The sequence below is a fragment of the Vibrio sp. 2134-1 genome (genome assembly GCF_033339495.1).
In genome coordinates this window covers 91,969-111,010 of the sequence record NZ_JAWOUS010000004.1, presented here as the reverse complement: position 1 = coordinate 111,010, position 19,042 = coordinate 91,969, and the positions used below count along the sequence as shown (strand labels likewise).

Sequence of the window (19,042 nt, the reverse complement as noted above, 5' to 3'; positions counted from 1 at the left end):
TATTTGGGGGATAAAAGCTCAACTCTTATTCCATGAAGCTCGAAGAATAGGAGTTGAGCCCCTAAGAAATTCGTTTGAATGAAAACTGGCTAGCCGAGTGGCTAGCCAGGAATTCAATTAAAGACCTGTCAGGCGAGCAGTGTCTTCAGCGATGACTAGCTCTTCGTTAGTAGAGATAACCATTGCAGGGATACGGCTGTTTTCAGTCGTGATAACGCCTTCGCCGCCGAAGCGAGCTTTAAGGTTAGCTTCGCTATCTACTTCGATACCGAAGATGCCAAGACGGTTTAGAACCATTTCACGGATAGGGCCAGAGTTCTCGCCGATACCGCCAGTGAAAGTGATTGCGTCTAGACGGCCTTCCATTGAAGCAGTGTAGCCAGCAACGTATTTAGCTAGACGGTGGCAGAACACGTCCATTGCGCGTGTTGCTTCTTCTTTTTGACCGTAGTTGTCTTCAACGAAACGACAGTCAGAAGTCACTTCAGTTAGACCTTGAAGACCAGACTCTTTAGTTAGCATCGTGTTGATTTGATCAACAGAGTAACCTAGAGCGTCGTGTAGGTGGAAGACGATAGCAGGGTCGATGTCGCCACAGCGAGTACCCATTACCAGACCTTCAAGTGGAGTAAGACCCATAGAAGTGTCTACAGATTGACCGTTCTTGATCGCACATACAGATGCGCCGTTACCTAGGTGACAGTTGATGATGTTTACTTCTTCAACTGGTTTGTTTAGTAGGCCTGCAACTTCACGAGTGATGAACAAGTGAGAAGTACCGTGCATGCCGTAACGACGGATACCGTGTTCTTTGTATAGGTTGTATGGAAGAGCGTATAGGTAAGACTCTTCAGGCATAGTTTGGTGGAACGCAGTGTCAAATACAGCAACGTTTTTCAGCTCTGGGAAGTTTTTCTTAGCCGCTTCGATACCGATGATGTGAGCAGGGTTATGAAGAGGTGCAAATGTTGCAGCGTCTTGAATACCTTTTAGAACTTCATCAGTAATTAGTGCAGATTGAGTGAACTGCTCGCCGCCGTGAACGATACGGTGACCGATTGCGCCTAGGTTAGCTTTAAGCTCTGGCTTAGAAGCAAGAATAGTTTCTACCATAAACGCTAGTGCTTCTTCGTGAGCTGCACCATTGCCTAGTTGAGCTTCGTGCTTGCCATCAAGTTTCCACTTGATGCGAGCTTCAGGAAGGTGAAGACACTCAGCAAGACCTGACAAGTGCTCGTCGCCGTTTTCGGCATCAACAACGGCAAATTTAAGAGAAGAACTACCGCAGTTTAAAACTAAAACTAGCTTAGACATGTATGACTACCTGTTATTCGTCTGATAAAAAAATCAGTTAAAGAATGAAAAATTAATCACAAGAATAGCCGATACCCAGAAGGCTGCGTACTAATCCTGGTCAAAAATTGTTCTAATTCCATATAAAGAAATAGTGATGAACCCTTCCATCACTATGATGCGATCCGTGCAGATAGATATCTCGGAGTTGCTTAAATTGTAAATAACAGCAACAATGAGATTGAGGGTCTGCAAAGGATAGCGATAATAAGCAATGATAACAAAAAAAATTTGAAAGAATATTAACTTTCATCAATTTTTTGTACCTTCAGTTGAAATGTTCAACTATTTTTTAGTGAGAGAGCGGTATGAGTAATAAAGTCGGATTGATCCATAGCCTGAAAGATGGCCAGAATTACATGGAGATCTGGCCGGTTCGTAAAGAGCTAAGCGCCATATTTCCGGAACAGCGTATCATTAAGGCGACTCGCTTTGGCATTAAAGTCATGCCGGCCGTTGCTGCGATCAGCGTACTCACTCAAATGGCATTCAACAATTACCACGCGTTACCTCAATCCATTGTTGTCGCCTTGTTTGCGATTAGCTTGCCACTTCAAGGCATTTGGTGGCTTGGTGCTCGATCCAACACGAAATTGCCGCCTTCTTTGGCCTCTTGGTATCGGGAGTTGCATCAAAAAATTGTGGAAACAGGTTTTGCATTAGAGCCTGTCAAAGCTCGCCCTCGTTACAAAGAGCTTGCGATAATACTGAACCGAGCGTTTCGCCAGCTCGATAAATCGTCATTAGAGCGTTGGTTCTAATTTAAATTGTTTGAAATGGAGTGTGCACTGGCCGCTCCATTTTTGATCCTGCCTCTATTACCTACTTTGACGGTCGTTGATGAAGCGAGCGAAGCTTTGTTTACCAAAGATTCTTTCCGGATGAAGAAGTCCCCCCGATCACAAATGTTGCTTTAGTGTTAAATCTTTCTTTTCTTTACTAAGACTTAGTAGTAATAATAAAAACAAGATGCGCAAGAAGTGCACAGTTATATGAACACAACAATACCGCCTTCAAACATTTGAATTCACGAGTCGATACACATATTGAAAGCTCGTGAAACAAGGACGAAGTCACATCAAGGAGTTATGATGAAAACGAAACGTTTATTAGCCACTGCCGTTCTATCAGCTACTGCTATTTTCTCTTCTACCAATGTACTGGCCGCCACTGCAACTGTCGCAGTTTCACAGATTGTCGAACACCCGGCGTTAGACGCGACGCGCCAAGGGTTACTTGATGGTTTGAAAGCGAAAGGCTACGAAGAAGGCAAAAATCTAGAATTTGATTATAAGACCGCACAGGGTAATCCAGCGATTGCGGTGCAAATTGCCCGTCAGTACGTCGGCGAAAATCCTGATGTGTTAGTTGGCATCGCGACACCTTCGGCACAAGCTTTGGTGTCGGCTACTCGCTCTATTCCTGTTGTCTTTACTGCGGTAACAGATCCGGTTGGTGCGAAATTGGTTAAGTCGATGGAACAACCAGGCAAAAACGTAACTGGCCTGTCTGATCTTTCACCCGTTGCTCAGCATGTCGATCTCATCCAAGAAATTCTTCCTCAGGTGAAAAGCATCGGGGTTGTATTTAATCCCGGTGAAGCTAATGCCGTGACTTTAGTTGAATTACTAAAAGAAAGCGCAAAAGCAAAAGGCATACAAGTGGTTGAAGCGACCGCACTAAAAAGTGCTGATGTTCAGTCTGCGACTCAAGCGATTGCAGCGAAATCAGACATTCTTTACGCCCCAACAGACAATACAGTTGCAAGTGCGATTGAAGGGATGATTGTGGCAGCGAATCAAGCGAAGAAACCTGTATTTGGTGGCGCGACGTCGTATGTCGAAAAGGGTGCTATTGCAGGCTTAGGTTTTGACTACTACCAGGTTGGTGTACAAACCGCGGATTACGTGGCGGCGATTCTTGATGGTCAAGAACCAGGCAAGCTGGATGTAAAAGTCGCGACGGGCTCTGACCTTGTAATTAATGAAAGCGCAGCATCTAAGCTCGGTATCAAGCTGCCAAGTTCTGTGGTTGAACGTGCGACAAGCATGCAATAAGTAACGCTTTTTGGGGTAAAGACCGTCACGTTGGTTGGTAGACGCTTGCCCCAAAATTGATACTCGCCGGATTTCTCGTGTAGAGCATTCTGCTAGAGAAGAAGGGGAGTATACGTTAGAAGTCTTACGTTCAGGTTGGTATTAGCCAGCCTGAGCATGCAGAAAGGAGCAGTTATGTCTGCATTTGCTTTTTTTGGCGCACTCGAAATTGGCTTGATTTATGGCCTAGTCGCTCTGGGTGTGTATCTTACGTTCCGTGTTCTCGATTTCCCCGATTTGAGTGTGGATGGCAGCTTTCCAATGGGAGCTGCGGTGGCTGCAACGGCGATTGTCGCAGGTATTAATCCTTGGCTTGCGACAATAATGGCGATGATAGCTGGTAGTATGACGGGGTGGGTAACCGCTTTTCTGGCTGTTCGGTGTGGTATTTTACACCTGTTAGCTTCCATTCTTACCATGATCGCTGCATTTTCAATTAATATTCGTATTATGGGCAAACCTAATATGGCGTTGCTTGGAGAGGATACTATTCTCACTCCGTTTGAAGCATTGGGCGATGCGATGTTTATTCGCCCTCTGGTTGTTGGGGTCTTAGTTCTTCTTTCCGCTTTCTTTGTCATTCGCCTGCTGAACAGCGACTTTGGTCTTGGTTTACGAGCCACGGGTGTGAATGCGCGTATGGTTTCTGCGCAAGGGGCGAGCACTGGCTTTTATACCTACTTTGGCTTGGCTTTATCCAACGGGTTTGTGGGATTCGCAGGCGCGTTGTTTGCACAAACGAACAGCTTTGCGGATGTGACCTCTGGCGTGGGCACCATTGTCGTTGGTTTGGCAGCTGTGATTTTGGGGCAGACCCTTATTCCCGGGCGCAAGATTTGGGTTGCGGTATTTGCGGTCATCATCGGTTCGGTACTTTATCGCCTTGCAGTGGCTTTCGCTTTGAGCTCTGGCATGTTTGGTTTACAAGCTTCAGACCTCAACCTTGTTACCGCAGTATTGGTGGCTGTGGCGCTTATTGCTCCAAAGCTAAAACAGAGCATGAGAGCGAAACAACGCGTTACTGATGCTAAACAAGCGGCATCAAAAAATGGTTCTGGGGAGGCATTATGATCGAACTAAATAATATTCAGGTCACGTTCAACCCTGGGACGATTTTGGAAAATCGTGCATTGAAAGGCGTCTCTTTAGAGGTTCCAGAGCATCAATTTCTTACCGTGATTGGTTCTAATGGCGCAGGAAAATCGACGTTGCTTGGTGCGGTGACAGGTGAGACGCCGATGATAGGTGGTCAGGTGATCATTGATGGCAAAGACGTCACCAAGCAGACGGTTGCCCAACGTGCGACGCAATGCGCCCGAGTGTTTCAAGATCCATTGGCCGGGACTTGTGGTGAACTGACGATAGAAGAGAACATGGCTCTAGCGCACATGCGTGGTAAAAAACGCAGCTGGGGGTTGGCGCTCTCTACCAAACGTCGCAAGCTGTTCCAAGAGCGAATTAGCATCCTCGGTCTTGGTTTAGAAGACCGCTTGGGCGATAGCATTGGGTTGCTGTCTGGTGGACAACGACAAGCCGTTAGCCTTGTGATGGCGACGTTATCGGAGAGTAAGTTGTTGTTGCTTGATGAACACACGGCTGCGCTTGATCCTCGTATGGCGGCGTTTGTTATCGACTTAACTAAACGTATTGTCGATGAGTTCGATTTAACCGTGATGATGGTGACGCATTCGATGAAAGACGCATTAGCATGTGGCGATAGGACCGTAATGCTTCACCAAGGTGAAATTGTGCTTGATGTGGCTGGAGAGCAGCGCGCTAACATGCAGGTACCAGACTTGTTGGATATGTTCTCCAAAGTGCGTGGTGAAGAGCTGGCAGATGACAGTCTCTTGTTGAACTAAGCGGTATCCGACAAGTCACTACGCCTACTAAGTGTGATCCTCCTTGAGAAAATTGGCTGATATGTCAACTCGCAAGGAGGATTTCTTGTCTCTAATTCTTCAATAACATAGTGGCATATCCGATGACGAGGAGTGCCCATAATGAACCTGCCATTTATTTTTCATAGTCAAACTATTGATGGTTTAGCTTTTAATGACGAGCAAGTTACAGTCAGACTGAAAACCGAGACATTGGATTTTGATTCCGTCTATGTGCGTATTGAGCCGGACAATGAAGAATATCTGGTCGACATGGCTCAAGTAGGAACGGCTGGTGAATTATTACTATGGGAGGCATTGTTTCGACCAAATCAAGATCGAGATGTCACACATTATGTGTTTAAGCTCCTCAAAGACGGACAACAATACTGGCTCGATGCACGAGGCGTACAAAAGCGTATTCCACCCAAAGAGTTCCACTTTAAGTTGAATGTAGAGCATCAACCACCAAGCTGGGTCCAAGAGCAAGTTTTCTATCAAATCTTTCCTGACCGTTTTTCTGCTAGTAAAAGTGAGTCTGATATTCGCCACGCTTATGCTCAGTATGATTCTGCCTCGTTCGTCAAGGCGTGGGGAGACGCGGTAGGTTCTCACCAAAATACCGGGGCACGTGAATTCTTTGGCGGCGACCTCAAAGGTGTAGAACAAAAGTTGGACTATCTTGAACAGCTCGGCGTTACTGCGCTTTATTTTAATCCGATCTTTTCTTCACCAAGTAATCATAAATACGACACCACCGATTACTTCACTGTTGACCCTATGTTCGGCACCAATGATCAGTTTGCTGAACTGTGTGAGAAAATCCGTGGTAAGAATATGAAGATTGTCTTAGACGCGGTGTTTAACCACACATCAGTGCATCATCCTTGGTTTGATATAGAACAAAAAGGAGAAGGAGCGTATGGCAATCCGCAGTCAAAGTTCCGTGATTACTACTTTTTCGAAGGCGAAACCAATCACTACATTGGTTGGAAAGGCATTGGTAACTTACCGGTTCTGAACTTTGAAAATGAACAGGTGCGCGACTACATCTACCAAAGTGAAGAGTCTGTCATCAAGTATTGGCTGAAGCCACCGTACTTGGTTGATGGCTGGCGGTTTGATGTAATCCATATGCTTGGCGAAGGAGACGGCGCGAAAAACAATGCTCATTATGTGGCAGCGTTTCGTAATGCGACTAAGTCAGTAAACCCGAATGCTTATGTGTTAGGTGAGCACTTTTTTGAAGCAACGCAGTGGTTGCAAGGTGATCAAGAGGATGGGGCGATGAACTACTACGGTTTTGCTCATCCAGTTCGAGCTTTTATCGCACGACAAGACATTATGTACGATCCAATCAACATTGATGGTTTGGAGTTTAAAGCATGGTTGGACGAAGCCAGAGCAAAAATCCCATTTTCTAATCAGCTATCGCAGCTAAATCAACTCGATAGTCACGATACTGCTCGGTTTATCACACTGGTTGATGGTGATAAGCGTAAAATGAACATCGCGCTAGCAATGCTTATGACTTACGTTGGCACGCCTTGTCTTTACTACGGGAGTGAAGTCGGTCTAGAAGGAGGTCTAGACCCGGATAATCGTCGCTGTTTTCCTTGGAATGAAATCGAAAGTTCACAATGGCTATCGCTTTACCAACAATGGATCAAGATACGTAAACAATGTAAGCCTTTACAGTCGGGCTGTATTCAATGGCTGCATTGCACTAACAACCAGTTGGCGTACGCACGTGTACTAGGTCGTGAAGCAGTCGTTGTTATGATTAATCTCAGTGGTAATGAATGTTCAATCGATTTACCTATGTGGCAACTGGGCTTGGAGGTTAGCCAAGTTGTATCGTTGTTAGATGACACAGAACAGGTTGATTATAAAGGTCATATCTCTGTCAATATGTCTGCACAGAGCTGCAAATTATGGCGACTAAAGTGACACCACACTCTATATTGATTAAACTCCTTTAATATATAAACGGTCTCAAACAGCGCGCACACATTTGTTTGGTCTCTTGTTATCTGGTGCTGCATTGCATGCGTCACCAGATAACGAGTATCAATTTAATAGCAGTCATAAGAGACTATTGACCTTTCATATGTATGGTACTCAATGGTAAACCAAAGGCGATTTAGCCTCTCATTTGTCATCTTTTTTCCTCTGGCGTTATTTGTAGTGGTTTTACTCGTGACAACGAAAAATTACTATGATGCGGTTAACCGCTATATCGATTCTGAGTATTCGCGTATCGAGCGTGCAATGTCTCGCGGTATTAAAGTACTCACGGCTTTAGATTACAGCTTCACCAACTATACCAATTACGCTAACCCACTGTTTGAAGAACATAATTCTTTAGTCAAAGAAGGGCTTTGTTATCTTTGGCCTATAGATGTGTTATTACTCGAAAGTGTTTATAGTGAAGGGTTACCTGCGGTTGACCTTGATTATATGATCGTAGGGGACGAAAGCTTATGTCAGCAAGGTTCAACGATTAACCAGTTAGCTGAACAAAAGGCGGGTTTTGCGCCGTCATTGTCATTTCTGCACGATATTGAATCGCACATTGTTGGAATCCATTACATTGACAAGCGCGGTTACGTTATCTCCTCACCCGATACCTACGCAAAAAATTTCACAAGAGAGCTTTTGTCAACGCTAAAAGCCCGACCTTTTTGGCAAAAAACCGCGCAAGATAAAGTGAACATTACCTTGGCTGGACCAGGGCCTGTGTTGGACTCGATGGAAGGTCAAGTCATTAGTATGACGGTACCCGTCTATGAGAAAGGAGAACATCAAGGTGTTTTGTCTATTGATTTTGACATCAATACGCTCATGGCTTCGTCGCTAGGTCTTGTTGGTCAGTTTCATTTGGTTTCCAATTTACAATCCATTCCTTCAAACAGTACACGAATCAAACCAGTCGAATTAGAGCGATTGAGTGCGAATCACAGCATGTACTACGAGTACAACCTTTGGGATGAAGCTAAGAACCTAGCGGTTTTTGAAAAATACAGCCTTATTGTCGCACTATTTATTTACGTGCTGAGTACCGTCGTCTTGTTCTATGTGAATATGCATAGCGAGCGACGTTACTTTAAAGAACTGGCAGCAAGAGACCCAATGACCAGCTTATTGAATCGTCGAGGTATGCAAACCGTGTGGCGTAATAAGATGACAAAAAAACAGGTTGCTTTGGCAGTGTTCGATATTGATAACTTCAAGAAGATCAACGACACCTATGGTCATGATGTCGGTGATTCTGCAATTCAGCTTGTTGCAAAATGTATACGTGAAAATATTCGCCATACCGATGTTGCCTCAAGGTTTGGTGGCGAAGAGTTCGTTTTAGCTATTTATGACGAAGATTCAGAAGGCATTAAACTCATTTTAGACAGAGTAAAAAAAGCCATAGATGAGCGCTCGATACGCGTAACGAAAGAAGGCTTTACGATCTCTGGCGGTGTGGTGTTTAGTAAAGAGAGCCGAGTAGAAAACTTTGATGAGTTGTTTAAAGCGGCGGATGAAAAGTTATATCAAGCCAAAAGTACCGGAAAAAATAAGATTTGTTACTAGGATTTAGGTACTAAAAAGGACGAGATATTCGTCCTTTTTGTGTTCGGGAATTATGCAACCTGAGAGTTTAAGTCATCGCGGTAGCGTTGAATATGCTCAACAATTGGTGCGGCTTTGTTGAACGTTCTGATTTCTCTAAATAGGTCTTTTGCTTCAGGATAAGCCTGACGTAAGTAAGAGAACCATTGTTTTACGCGGTTTGGGTAATACAAGCCTTTATCGCCTTTCATCTCGAACTTGGAGTAATAGATGAGCAACTCAACCACCTCGGGCCATGACATTGGCTGGTGGTTATGTTTCACCATATTGCCTAAGTTAGGGATATTGAAAGCGCCTCGGCACACCATCAAAGAGTTAACGCCTGTCGTTTCAATGCAACGTTGACCGTCTTCATAATTCCAAATTTCACCATTCGCTATCAGTGGGATATCAAAACGTTCGCGAATTTGGTTGATGTAATCCCATTTTATCTCAGAAGCTTTATAACCACCTTGTTTAGTACGTGCGTGTACGGTCAATTCATTTGCGCCAGCAGACTGAATGGCATCGACAATTTCAAAGCAATCTTCAGGGTTCTCCCAGCCAAGACGAATTTTTGCAGTTACGGGAATGGCTTCTGGAACGGCTTCTCGACAAGCTTTAACCACACGGTGAATGAGCTCTGGATGTTGGAGTAGCGCTGCTCCACCTTTACTTTTGTTGACCATTTTGGCTGGGCAACCAAAGTTTATATCAATGCCTCTTGCGCCAAGGTTTGCCGCTTTAATTGCGTTCTCAGCCATCCAGTTCGGTTCTTGTCCCAACAATTGCACATGTACTGGCACACCAGATGCAGTCTGAGAACCTTGCAACAGCTCTGGGCATAAACGGTGAAACACATGATCGGGTAATAGCTGGTCGATTACGCGAACAAACTCCGTAACACACAGGTCATAGTCGTTTATCTCGGTCAGGATTTGGCGCATCAAATGATCTAAAACGCCTTCCATTGGGCCTAGTACAACTCGCATAGCTTGCCTAATACAGTTTGGTGGTAAAAAGGAGGGCGATTGTAGCGATGTAAGTTAAGTTTGTCATTAAAAGACTCGAAGCGCCCAATGCAGTCAAACACACAACGTTAGGTTACGTGCTTTTGAGCTCTGAGGTATAATGCCGCCAAATTTATGGGAAACCAGATGTCATGCAATACACATTGATTGAAAAAGGTGAAGTTCACGTCGATGAATCTTGCCTATTTATCGAAGGCGCAGTGTTAGCTGCGAATCTGACGACAAAACCACTCGTTCCTGAAAAGTGGTTAGAGCCGCTATTAGGTGAGGGATTCAAAGCGATTCAACCAGCTGTGGAAGAGCAAATTCACAAGCAGCATAACCGAATTCAACGAAACGAATATTCTGTGCTAGAGCTAACAGGCAAAGAACCTGAACAACTTGCTGATTTTGCCGAAGGCTTTATGTCTGTTTGGCCAATGATTGAAGAACAGTGGCAAGACGTTGAGCTCAATGATGGATTACAGCGTATGCTGCAAGCATTACTGACCACTTTGATGCTGGCTATCGATGAGCCAGCAACGCAGCAACAGATGCGCGACGCAGGTATTGAAACGCCACCGGCCCTGACAGATTTAGTCGACCAGCTTGATTTAATGGTCGGTGAAGTCGCGCTGGGCGCGGATGAGTTGATGGTAGGCAATAAAGCTCAAAGCCTAAACCCATTCAAAGGTATCGGGCGCAATGATCCCTGTCCTTGTGAGAGCGGAAAAAAATTCAAGCAGTGCTGTGGTCAATCACGCGGCTAAATCGAATCGCCGCGCTATCCACTTAACAAAAAGCCGACCAGATGGTCGGCTTTTTGTTAATTTTTACGCGTCAGTAGGATTAACGAATTGGATTAACGCGTTTTGCAGGGAAGAATTGTGCAATTACAATTAATGCCAAAGCGATTAAATTGCCTGCAAAAATTACGACTAACCATTGTGGCATTGATAAATCAAGGAACTGCCACACAACCTTAGAGCAATCACCATATGCTTCAAACATCCAAGGAACCCACTGATTGAGCGGAGCCCAGCTAGGGAATGTGACGAATAAATCGCAAGTCGCGAATGGTGATGGATTAAACTGGTAGTCAACGTGCTGCATCGCAAGTAACAAACCCTTGTAAGCACTTAATCCCCAGCCTATCAAACCTAGCCAGCGGAAAATTGGGTTCTTGGGTGCCAATATACCAACCATTGCAGCGACGCCCACTCCAATCATCGCGACTCTTTCATAAATACACATGACACATGGTGCAAGCATCATGACGTGCTGAAAATAGAGGGCACATGCTTCAAAGAAAACGACGAATAGCAGAAGCAGTAGCCACGATAAACGTCCCTTTGAAAACTGGTTAAGTGAATTTAAAATAGTCACGTTTTTGTTCCTGTCTGAAATAGAAAAAGCTCTGAATACTCAGAGCTTTTTATCGTGGATAAGTTTCCTAATCAACTCAAATTTTAGTGACCACCGGATACTACGGGAGTCAGATCACCACTATGAGGTAAAATCCAACCAGCTTCGTAGAAAGAAGCGGTTGCAGGCTCTAGGAAGAACATGATTCCCATCAGACCGACAATCGCAAGAACGACGGTGTAAGGCAGCGCCATGATAACCATTCGACCGTAAGACAGACGAATTAATGGAGCGAGAGCCGATGTGAGTAAGAATAGGAATGCCGCTTGACCGTTTGGCGTTGCAACAGAAGGCAGGTTAGTACCAGTATTGATTGCCACCGCCAGTAAGTCGAACTGATCACGAGTAATGAGACCCTCAATGAGTGCAGTTTTTACTTCATTGATGTAAACCGTACCAACGAACACGTTATCCGACACCATAGATAATAAGCCATTCGCCACATAGAACAGAGCTAGCTGAGTACCTTTATCTTCAACGGCAAGCACCGCATCGATGACTGGTTTAAACAGCTCTTGGTCAATGATTACAGCAACGATCGAGAAAAATACTGCAAGCAGTGCAGTGAAGGGCAGGGCCTCTTCAAACGCTTTCCCCATGGAGTGCTCTTCAATGACACCAGTAAATGCGGTCGCTAAAATGATCACAGAAAGGCCAATTAAGCCGACAGCCGCTAAGTGCAAAGCGAGTGCAACGATCAACCAAACCGCAATAAGACCTTGAACCCAGAGTTTTGCGACATCTTGATTTGTTCGCGTTTTACGCTCTTCACGGTCAAAATCGACGAGGATCTGACGAACGTTGTTAGGAAGCTTCGCGCCGTAGCCAAACACTTTAAGCTTTTCAACTAAAGCACAAGTGATGAGACCACAGAAAAATACAGGTAGTGTCACTGGAGACATACGGATTAGGAATTCACCAAATAACCAACCCGCTTGGTCTGCAATAATTAAGTTTTGAGGTTCACCAACCATCGTGGTTACGCCACCTAAGGCAGTACCTACACCAGCATGCATCAACAAAGAGCGCAAAAAGGCACGATAGTTTTCTAGGTCATCACGCGTTAGTTCAGTGATCGTGTCATCTTGTGTATGGTCATGGTCACCGATAGGGTTACCAGACGCTACTTTGTGATAGATAGAGTAAAAGCCGATCGCCACGCTGATAACAACGGCGATAACTGTCAAGGCATCCAAAAATGCAGACAAAAATGCCGCAGCAAAGCAGAACGCGAGTGATAGTAGGGTTTTAGAGCGAATGCCAAGTAAAATTTTGGTAAAAATGAACAGCAATAGCTGCTTCATGAAGTAGATGCCCGCAACCATAAATACCAGAAGTAGCAGTACTTCGATATTTGCTACTAATTCGTGCTTAACTTGCGCAGGGCTAGTCATGCCGATAGCAATGGCTTCAATAGCAAGTAAACCGCCAGGTTGTAATGGGTAGCATTTTAATGCCATTGCTAGCGTGAAAATAAATTCAGCGACCAACAACCATCCAGCTACAAATGGGTTTATTAGGAAGAATACAATCGGGTTAATTATTAAGAAGGCTATAATGGCAACTTTGTACCAATCAGGCGCTTTACCAAGGAAGTTCTTGATAAAAGCGTTTCCGAGCGATATCGGCATGATAATTCTCTTTATAACAAAATTATGAATAGACACTACAATAGTGCTTAAGTATCTGTTTGTTAGACTTATTAACTAGTCTTTAAAAACAATAACTTAGTAAAACAACAATCCTTTGTTTATTGTAGTCTTGCCAAGTTACTTCCCCTGAACTCAAGCACCGCTCACTTTCGACCGCAAACTCTACACTCAGGCATTTATTAGTCAATAACAAAACGTGATGCTACCGACTAAAATGACTTTTTAAATGTAATAACGCGATCAAAACAGCGTTACTATACCATGAAAGTCTTAAAAAAATCCTCTTGGATTTTAAATGACGGTCAGTGACGAGAAAAGGCAAATTAAGAAAGAATATTAACTGTGATATACAAAGTAATTTTTCATATTTTGAATATAAAAATGTGACACGGTTGTCTTTATTTCTCCGAGATTTGTGAGCTGTTTAATTAAATGAAAATTCATATTTTACTGCTTTCGCTCGCATGTTAGAGCCTCTTAAATTGACACAACATATAGAGTATTAACTCTATGTTATGTAGTCGTTTCCACTATTGATCGTAAATTTTCTCAAACCGCTAAGTAGTGGTATGATGAGTAGTATCGACCCTCAGAAATCAATATTGGATAAAAAGTAGAATGGTCATAAAGGCGAAAAGCCCTGCGGGATTCGCAGAAAAATATATTATCGAGAGCATTTGGAACGGCCGTTTTCCTCCAGGCTCAATTTTACCTGCTGAGCGCGAGCTGTCCGAACTGATTGGTGTTACTCGAACGACTTTAAGAGAGGTTCTTCAACGACTAGCCCGTGATGGATGGCTGACTATCCAGCACGGCAAACCTACGAAAGTTAACCAATTTATGGAGACCTCTGGTCTGCATATTTTGGATACTTTAATGACGCTAGACGTTGATAATGCGACAAACATTGTAGAAGATCTGCTTGCGGCACGTACCAACATCAGTCCTATCTTTATGCGCTATGCATTTAAAGCGAACAAAGAGAGCTCTGAGCGTACAATTAAGAACGTAATCGAATCTTGTGAAGCTTTAATGAATGCGGCTTCCTGGGACGAATTCATCGCTTCTTCGCCGTATGCTGAAAAAGTTCTGCAGAATGTGAAAGAAGATAACGAGAAAGATGAAGCGAAGCGTCAAGAAATCTTGATTGCTAAAACGTTCAACTTTTACGATTATATGCTTTTCCAGCGCCTAGCATTCCATTCAGGAAATCAAATTTACGGTTTGATCTTTAATGGTTTGAAGAAGCTTTACGATCGTGTCGGTAGCTACTACTTCTCAAATCCAGCTTCTCGTGAGCTAGCTCTGAAGTTTTACCATCAATTGCTCGAAACTTGTGAAAGTGGCCAGCGTGAACAACTACCAGTAGTGATTCGTCATTATGGTATGGAAAGTGCGTTGATCTGGAACGAAATGAAAAAGCAATTACCAACGAACTTCACGGAAGACGACAGTTAAGCGCTGACAAGTTGGATAAGCGAAAACCGCAGTGCCTTAGGCCTGCGGTTTTTTTGTTTTTATTTATAAGTCGGCGACGAACCAAGCACCAATAATAAGGCATGGAACGTTTATCCTGCTAGCGAGAGTCTGGGTAACGGTAGATATAATGACTCTACGACATCTGAAAGGACATGGTCGTAAGTATTGAAGATGGTCAATGACAAGTCCGATGTGATGCCATAAAGCTCTGCTTCTGTTAAGTCGACATGACTCCCTGTCACGTATTCATTTAGCGTCTGTATTGAGCGCGTGGAAGCAGGAGAGGTAATGCTAAGTGGAGCGATAACCGCTAGTTGGTTTAGCTTACGCATCATGACCGATGCATAATTTTTGAAACGCTCATTTCCGCCTTGCTCTCCTAAATCTTGAATGCTGATTCGTAACTGAGTCAGGGTCTCCAAGCTATCCATAATGTTTTGCCAGTTCATGTGATACTCATTATGCAAGTCATCTCTTTGCTCAACCGCTAGCCATGCGATGGTTACTTCATCCATCAAAAACAAGCAATGACGAATTAACTTACCATGCTCCATCTGGTTTCTTGCAACACTATGGTCATTCCATTGTTCAAGTAGTTTCCCTACTTTAATCTGTAATACGCGATACATGGGTTTGTTTTCAAACCGTGATGTTTCGACTAAAAGATGCAGCTTGTTAGTCAGAGCATCATGAAGAGCGTCCAATTTTTGTTGATCGTTTTGTTGGAATTGAAGCGAGTAGTGAGTAGCAGCTCGGTGGTGTCTCAGAAGGTGAACAACATCTCGCAACAATGTTAACAGCTGATATTTGCGCGCATGTTGCTGCTCTCGTTTAGAAGATAAGTGATATATTCCGGCTAAAATAGCGATGGACAATAGTGTGGAAATCAAAACAAACATAACCAACTCCTTGTTAGTGTTTGGACCTAACAAGGAAGATTGCAGTTTTGATGCCACTAATTAAATTCTATTAAAACAGTAATTTAGGATTGTGATGGGAGAGGTGCTGTACAAGTTTGGTGCACAAACTCCCCAAAAGTGTGAATTCAGTCAAAAAAAGTCCCCGCTGAACTGGCGAGGACTTTTTAAATTTGATTGTAAAGCTACAACTTACATTACGCGCATGCCAGGTTGAGCGCCTTCGTGTGGCTCAAGGATCCACAGGTCGCTACCACCAGGGCCTGCCGCTAGGATCATACCTTCAGACATACCAAACTTCATCTTACGAGGTTTTAGGTTTGCTACCATTACCGTTAGCTTGCCTTCTAGCTCTTCAGGTTTGTAAGCTGACTTGATGCCAGAGAATACCTGACGAGTTTCACCACCGATGTCCAATTGGAACTTAAGCAGTTTGTTGGCTTTTGGTACTTCTTCACAAGAGATGATACGAGCGATACGCATATCTACTGCAGCAAAAGCATCGAACTCAATCTCTTCAGCGATTGGTTCTTTGTCTAGCTCGGTTTGGCTAGCCTTGTTCTTTTCCGCTTCAGCTTTCTCTTTCGCCGCCATTTCTGCCGCCGCATCTTCTTTAGACGCTTCGATCATCGCTGCAACATTCTTCGGATCGATACGGTTGAACAGTGCTTTGAACTTAGTGATCTCGTGGCCTGTTAGTGGAGCAGCGATGTTTTCCCAAGTTAGCTCTTGGTTTAGGAACGCTTCAGTACGCGCAGCTAGCGATGGCATTACTGGTTTCAGGTAAGTCATCAGTACGCGGAACAGGTTGATACCGACAGAACAGATGTCTTGTAGTTCCTGATCTTTGCCTTCTTCTTTTGCTACAACCCACGGTGCTTTTTCATCAACGTATTGGTTAGCTTTGTCTGCCAATGCCGTGATTTCACGGATTGCACGACCAAACTCACGCGTTTCGTAAAGCTCAGCGATACGGTCAGCAGCAGCAACAAATTCGTTGTAAAGTTCAGGCTCTGCAAAGTTGTCAGACAGTTTGCCTTCAAAACGTTTCGCGATGAAACCTGCGTTACGAGATGCCAGGTTAACGATCTTGTTAACAACGTCAGCGTTTACGCGCTGAGTGAAGTCTTCAAGGTTAAGATCTAGATCATCGATACGGCTGTTTAGCTTCGCAGCGTAGTAGTAACGTAGACACTCAGGGTCTAGGTGCTCTAGGTAAGTGCTTGCTTTTACGAACGTACCTTTAGACTTCGACATTTTCGCGCCGTTTACGGTTACGTAACCGTGTACGAATACGTTGTTAGGCTTGCGGAAGCCAGAACCTTCTAGCATTGCTGGCCAAAATAGGCTGTGGAAGTAAACGATGTCTTTACCGATGAAGTGGTACAGCTCTGCTGAGCTGTCTTTTTTCCAATACTCGTCGAAATCTAGGTCGTCGCGCTTGTCACATAGATTTTTGAAAGAGCCCATGTAGCCGATAGGCGCGTCTAGCCACACGTAGAAGAATTTGTTTTTCTCACCAGGGATCTCGAAGCCAAAGTATGGTGCGTCACGTGAGATATCCCATTGCTGCAAACCAGATTCGAACCATTCTTGCATTTTGTTCGCTGTTTCAGCTTGTAGCGAGCCAGAGCGAGTCCACTCTTTTAGCATGCTTTCAAACTGAGGCAGGTCGAAGAAGAAGTGCTCTGAATCTTTCATTACTGGCGTCGCACCAGAAACCGCAGATTTAGGATTGATCAGTTCTGTTGGGCTGTAAGTCTCACCACAGTTGTCACAGTTGTCACCGTACTGGTCTTCAGACTTACATTTTGGACAGGTACCTTTTACGAAACGGTCCGGTAAGAACATCTCTTTTTCTGGATCGAACAGCTGAGAGATAGTGCGGCTAGAGATAAAGCCATTTTTCTTCAACTCAAGATAAATGTGTGACGCTAGCTCACGGTTCTCATCTGAGTGTGTGCTGTGGTAGTTATCAAAGCTGATATCAAATCCAGCGAAGTCTTTTTGGTGCTCTTCGCTAACTGCGGCAATCATTTCTTCAGGAGTAATACCCATCTGTTGCGCTTTAAGCATGATTGGCGTGCCGTGAGCATCGTCAGCACAGATGAAGTTTACAGTGTTGCCGCGTAGGCGTTGGTAACGAACCCAAATGTCCGCTTGGATATGCTCAAGCATATGACCAAGGTGGATCGAACCGTTAGCGTACGGAAGGGCACAAGTTACCAGCATTTTCCTTGACGGAAAGTTTTTTGGATCGTTTGCCATACTTAATATTCGCTTTTCTTGATAGGTATAAATAAATTTTGATGGATAATACTACCCCATGAACTGACTAACTCCAAGGTGTCAAACTGCGGAATGCCTTAGTTTTTTTGGGGTTCTGGTTGAGCCTGGACGGTGGTAGCATGACATCTAAAAGGAGGGCTTATGCATCAGTTCACTTCAAAACAAGATTTTTGTCACTGGTTTAACCAATTCCAACATCTACATTTGGTGGAAAACTGGGCAGATATTCATGGCGCAATTTCGATTACGACACAGGGTTCTATTGATATAACGTTGCCATTCGCAAGTAATGAGCTTCAAACCGTACTGCATGACTGGATCAAACAGCAGCAAGCCTCGGGTAAAGTGGCTGAATTCCCATTTAATATTCGCCTTGGAGTTAAAGCTTTAGAAACTCAAGTGGCTAACTCGGTTAAGGGTGTTAAGAACATCATTGCCGTCAGTTCTGCGAAAGGTGGCGTTGGTAAATCTACTACCGCAGTTAACTTAGCGTTGGCGATTGCTCAATCTGGGGCGAAAGTGGGATTGTTGGATGCAGATATCTATGGTCCGTCTGTACCTATGATGTTGGGGCAAGAAGATGCTAAACCAGAAGTTCGTGATGGCAAGTGGATGGAACCCATTTTTGCTCACGGCATCTATACTCATTCTATCGGTTATTTGGTGGATAAATCAGAAGCGGCGATATGGCGCGGTCCAATGGCTTCAAAAGCATTGTCGCAGTTATTAACTGAAACAGATTGGCCAGATTTGGATTATTTGGTGATTGATATGCCGCCAGGTACGGGGGATATTCAATTGACTCTGTCACAACAAATTCCGGTAACAGGTAGCGTGCTAGTCACAACGCCGCAAGATTTAGCCCTTGCCGATGCAAGGAAGGGAGCGGCAATGTTTAACAAAGTCCATGTCCCGGTTATTGGTGTTGTGGAAAACATGAGTTATCACATTTGTAGTCAATGTGGCGCGAAAGAGCATATTTTTGGTATGGGCGGAGCTGAAAAAATGTCGCAAGAATTTGGCTTAGCATTGTTAGGACAAGTTCCGCTTCATATCTCTATGCGAGAAGATATTGACGCTGGCGTGCCAACGGTAGCAAGACGCCCAGAAAGTGAGCATGCAGGGTATTATAAGCAACTTGCCGATCGCGTATGTAGCACGATGTTTTGGCAAGGCAAAGCAAAACCAGATGCGATTAGCTTTACAATGGTGAACTAAGTTTACTATGCCTGTTGGTTGATAATTGCACATTTTAACGTTTGCTCGGAGGTTAATCCTCTGAGCAGGCAGAAACTTATGACTAAACCCTAATTCCAACTAGTAACTATGGGGTGAACT

General features: G+C 44.2%; 15 protein-coding genes. 9 read left to right on the top strand and 6 right to left on the bottom strand.

Translation table 11 applies throughout. From position 1 onward, the window contains the following. Positions 1–117 precede the first annotated feature (117 nt). On the bottom strand, positions 118–1,314 hold the full coding sequence (locus tag R7R78_RS07060) for an acetate kinase (RefSeq protein WP_005380807.1): 1,197 nt from the start codon (positions 1,312–1,314) through the stop codon (positions 118–120). A gap of 347 nt (positions 1,315–1,661) precedes the next feature. On the opposite strand from R7R78_RS07060, the gene yfbV reads away from it, so the two are divergent. The 6 genes from yfbV (at position 1,662) to R7R78_RS07030 (ending at position 8,914) form a co-directional block, all read left to right on the top strand. Beyond that, entirely contained in the window at positions 1,662–2,114 is a 453-nt protein-coding gene (yfbV, locus tag R7R78_RS07055; protein ID WP_005380809.1) for a terminus macrodomain insulation protein YfbV, read from the top strand. Positions 2,115–2,444: 330 nt separating this feature from the next. Next, positions 2,445–3,410 (top strand): ABC transporter substrate-binding protein, encoded by a 966-nt coding sequence (locus R7R78_RS07050; protein WP_017633858.1) that lies wholly within the window; start codon positions 2,445–2,447, stop codon positions 3,408–3,410. A 174-nt stretch (positions 3,411–3,584) separates the two neighbouring features. Continuing rightward, positions 3,585–4,520 carry an ABC transporter permease gene (locus R7R78_RS07045; RefSeq protein WP_012841584.1) on the top strand — a complete coding sequence of 312 codons (936 nt, stop codon included), beginning with the start codon at positions 3,585–3,587 and terminating at the stop codon, positions 4,518–4,520. Further along, complete coding sequence (locus R7R78_RS07040; RefSeq protein WP_005387275.1) at positions 4,517–5,311, top strand: ABC transporter ATP-binding protein; 795 nt, start codon at positions 4,517–4,519, stop codon at positions 5,309–5,311. The genes R7R78_RS07045 and R7R78_RS07040 overlap by 4 nt, the downstream gene beginning before the upstream one ends. Positions 5,312–5,452: 141 nt before the next feature. Continuing rightward, complete coding sequence (gene malZ, locus R7R78_RS07035) at positions 5,453–7,279, top strand: maltodextrin glucosidase (RefSeq protein ID WP_225473366.1); 1,827 nt, start codon at positions 5,453–5,455, stop codon at positions 7,277–7,279. Between the two features lie 174 nt (positions 7,280–7,453). Then, entirely contained in the window at positions 7,454–8,914 is a 1,461-nt protein-coding gene (locus R7R78_RS07030) for a sensor domain-containing diguanylate cyclase (RefSeq protein ID WP_005387278.1), read from the top strand. A 50-nt stretch (positions 8,915–8,964) separates the two neighbouring features. Here the strand turns inward: R7R78_RS07030 and dusC are convergent, their stop codons facing one another. After that, entirely contained in the window at positions 8,965–9,924 is a 960-nt protein-coding gene (dusC, locus tag R7R78_RS07025) for a tRNA dihydrouridine(16) synthase DusC (RefSeq protein WP_017633856.1), read from the bottom strand. Positions 9,925–10,094: 170 nt separating this feature from the next. Here dusC and R7R78_RS07020 point away from each other — a divergent pair, with 170 nt between their 5' ends. Next, a complete protein-coding gene (locus tag R7R78_RS07020) occupies positions 10,095–10,712 on the top strand; it encodes a YecA family protein (RefSeq protein WP_213885514.1) in 618 nt (205 codons plus the stop codon). 79 nt (positions 10,713–10,791) lie between these two features. On the opposite strand, the gene dsbB is transcribed toward R7R78_RS07020, so the two are convergent. Next, positions 10,792–11,328 (bottom strand): disulfide bond formation protein DsbB, encoded by a 537-nt coding sequence (dsbB, locus tag R7R78_RS07015; RefSeq protein WP_213885513.1) that lies wholly within the window; start codon positions 11,326–11,328, stop codon positions 10,792–10,794. A gap of 83 nt (positions 11,329–11,411) precedes the next feature. Further along, positions 11,412–12,998 carry a Na(+)/H(+) antiporter NhaB gene (gene nhaB, locus R7R78_RS07010; protein ID WP_005380822.1) on the bottom strand — a complete coding sequence of 529 codons (1,587 nt, stop codon included), beginning with the start codon at positions 12,996–12,998 and terminating at the stop codon, positions 11,412–11,414. A gap of 639 nt (positions 12,999–13,637) precedes the next feature. Between nhaB and fadR the strand changes: the two genes are divergently transcribed. Further along, entirely contained in the window at positions 13,638–14,477 is an 840-nt protein-coding gene (fadR, locus tag R7R78_RS07005) for a fatty acid metabolism transcriptional regulator FadR (protein WP_005380824.1), read from the top strand. Positions 14,478–14,587: 110 nt separating this feature from the next. On the opposite strand, the gene R7R78_RS07000 is transcribed toward fadR, so the two are convergent. Further along, positions 14,588–15,397, bottom strand: a complete 810-nt coding sequence (locus R7R78_RS07000) for a hypothetical protein (RefSeq protein ID WP_005380827.1) — start codon at positions 15,395–15,397, stop codon at positions 14,588–14,590. Between the two features lie 210 nt (positions 15,398–15,607). Next, positions 15,608–17,683 (bottom strand): methionine--tRNA ligase, encoded by a 2,076-nt coding sequence (metG, locus tag R7R78_RS06995; RefSeq protein ID WP_213895505.1) that lies wholly within the window; start codon positions 17,681–17,683, stop codon positions 15,608–15,610. A gap of 162 nt (positions 17,684–17,845) precedes the next feature. On the opposite strand from metG, the gene apbC reads away from it, so the two are divergent. Beyond that, positions 17,846–18,922: an iron-sulfur cluster carrier protein ApbC gene (gene apbC / locus R7R78_RS06990; RefSeq protein ID WP_137282267.1), complete on the top strand. Its 1,077-nt coding sequence runs from the start codon at positions 17,846–17,848 to the stop codon at positions 18,920–18,922. The last annotated feature ends 120 nt before the right edge of the window (positions 18,923–19,042 follow it).

Bases quoted from the DNA above. Each gene is read 5' to 3' on its own strand.
- R7R78_RS07060 (WP_005380807.1), bottom strand. From the start codon at position 1,314: ATGTCTAAGCTAGTTTTAGTTTTAAACTGCGGTAGTTCTTCTCTTAAA.
- yfbV (WP_005380809.1), top strand. From the start codon at position 1,662: ATGAGTAATAAAGTCGGATTGATCCATAGCCTGAAAGATGGCCAGAAT.
- R7R78_RS07050 (WP_017633858.1), top strand. From the start codon at position 2,445: ATGAAAACGAAACGTTTATTAGCCACTGCCGTTCTATCAGCTACTGCT.
- R7R78_RS07045 (WP_012841584.1), top strand. From the start codon at position 3,585: ATGTCTGCATTTGCTTTTTTTGGCGCACTCGAAATTGGCTTGATTTAT.
- R7R78_RS07040 (WP_005387275.1), top strand. From the start codon at position 4,517: ATGATCGAACTAAATAATATTCAGGTCACGTTCAACCCTGGGACGATT.
- malZ (WP_225473366.1), top strand. From the start codon at position 5,453: ATGAACCTGCCATTTATTTTTCATAGTCAAACTATTGATGGTTTAGCT.
- R7R78_RS07030 (WP_005387278.1), top strand. From the start codon at position 7,454: ATGGTAAACCAAAGGCGATTTAGCCTCTCATTTGTCATCTTTTTTCCT.
- dusC (WP_017633856.1), bottom strand. From the start codon at position 9,924: ATGCGAGTTGTACTAGGCCCAATGGAAGGCGTTTTAGATCATTTGATG.
- R7R78_RS07020 (WP_213885514.1), top strand. From the start codon at position 10,095: ATGCAATACACATTGATTGAAAAAGGTGAAGTTCACGTCGATGAATCT.
- nhaB (WP_005380822.1), bottom strand. From the start codon at position 12,998: ATGCCGATATCGCTCGGAAACGCTTTTATCAAGAACTTCCTTGGTAAA.
- fadR (WP_005380824.1), top strand. From the start codon at position 13,638: ATGGTCATAAAGGCGAAAAGCCCTGCGGGATTCGCAGAAAAATATATT.
- R7R78_RS07000 (WP_005380827.1), bottom strand. From the start codon at position 15,397: ATGTTTGTTTTGATTTCCACACTATTGTCCATCGCTATTTTAGCCGGA.
- metG (WP_213895505.1), bottom strand. From the start codon at position 17,683: ATGGCAAACGATCCAAAAAACTTTCCGTCAAGGAAAATGCTGGTAACT.
- apbC (WP_137282267.1), top strand. From the start codon at position 17,846: ATGCATCAGTTCACTTCAAAACAAGATTTTTGTCACTGGTTTAACCAA.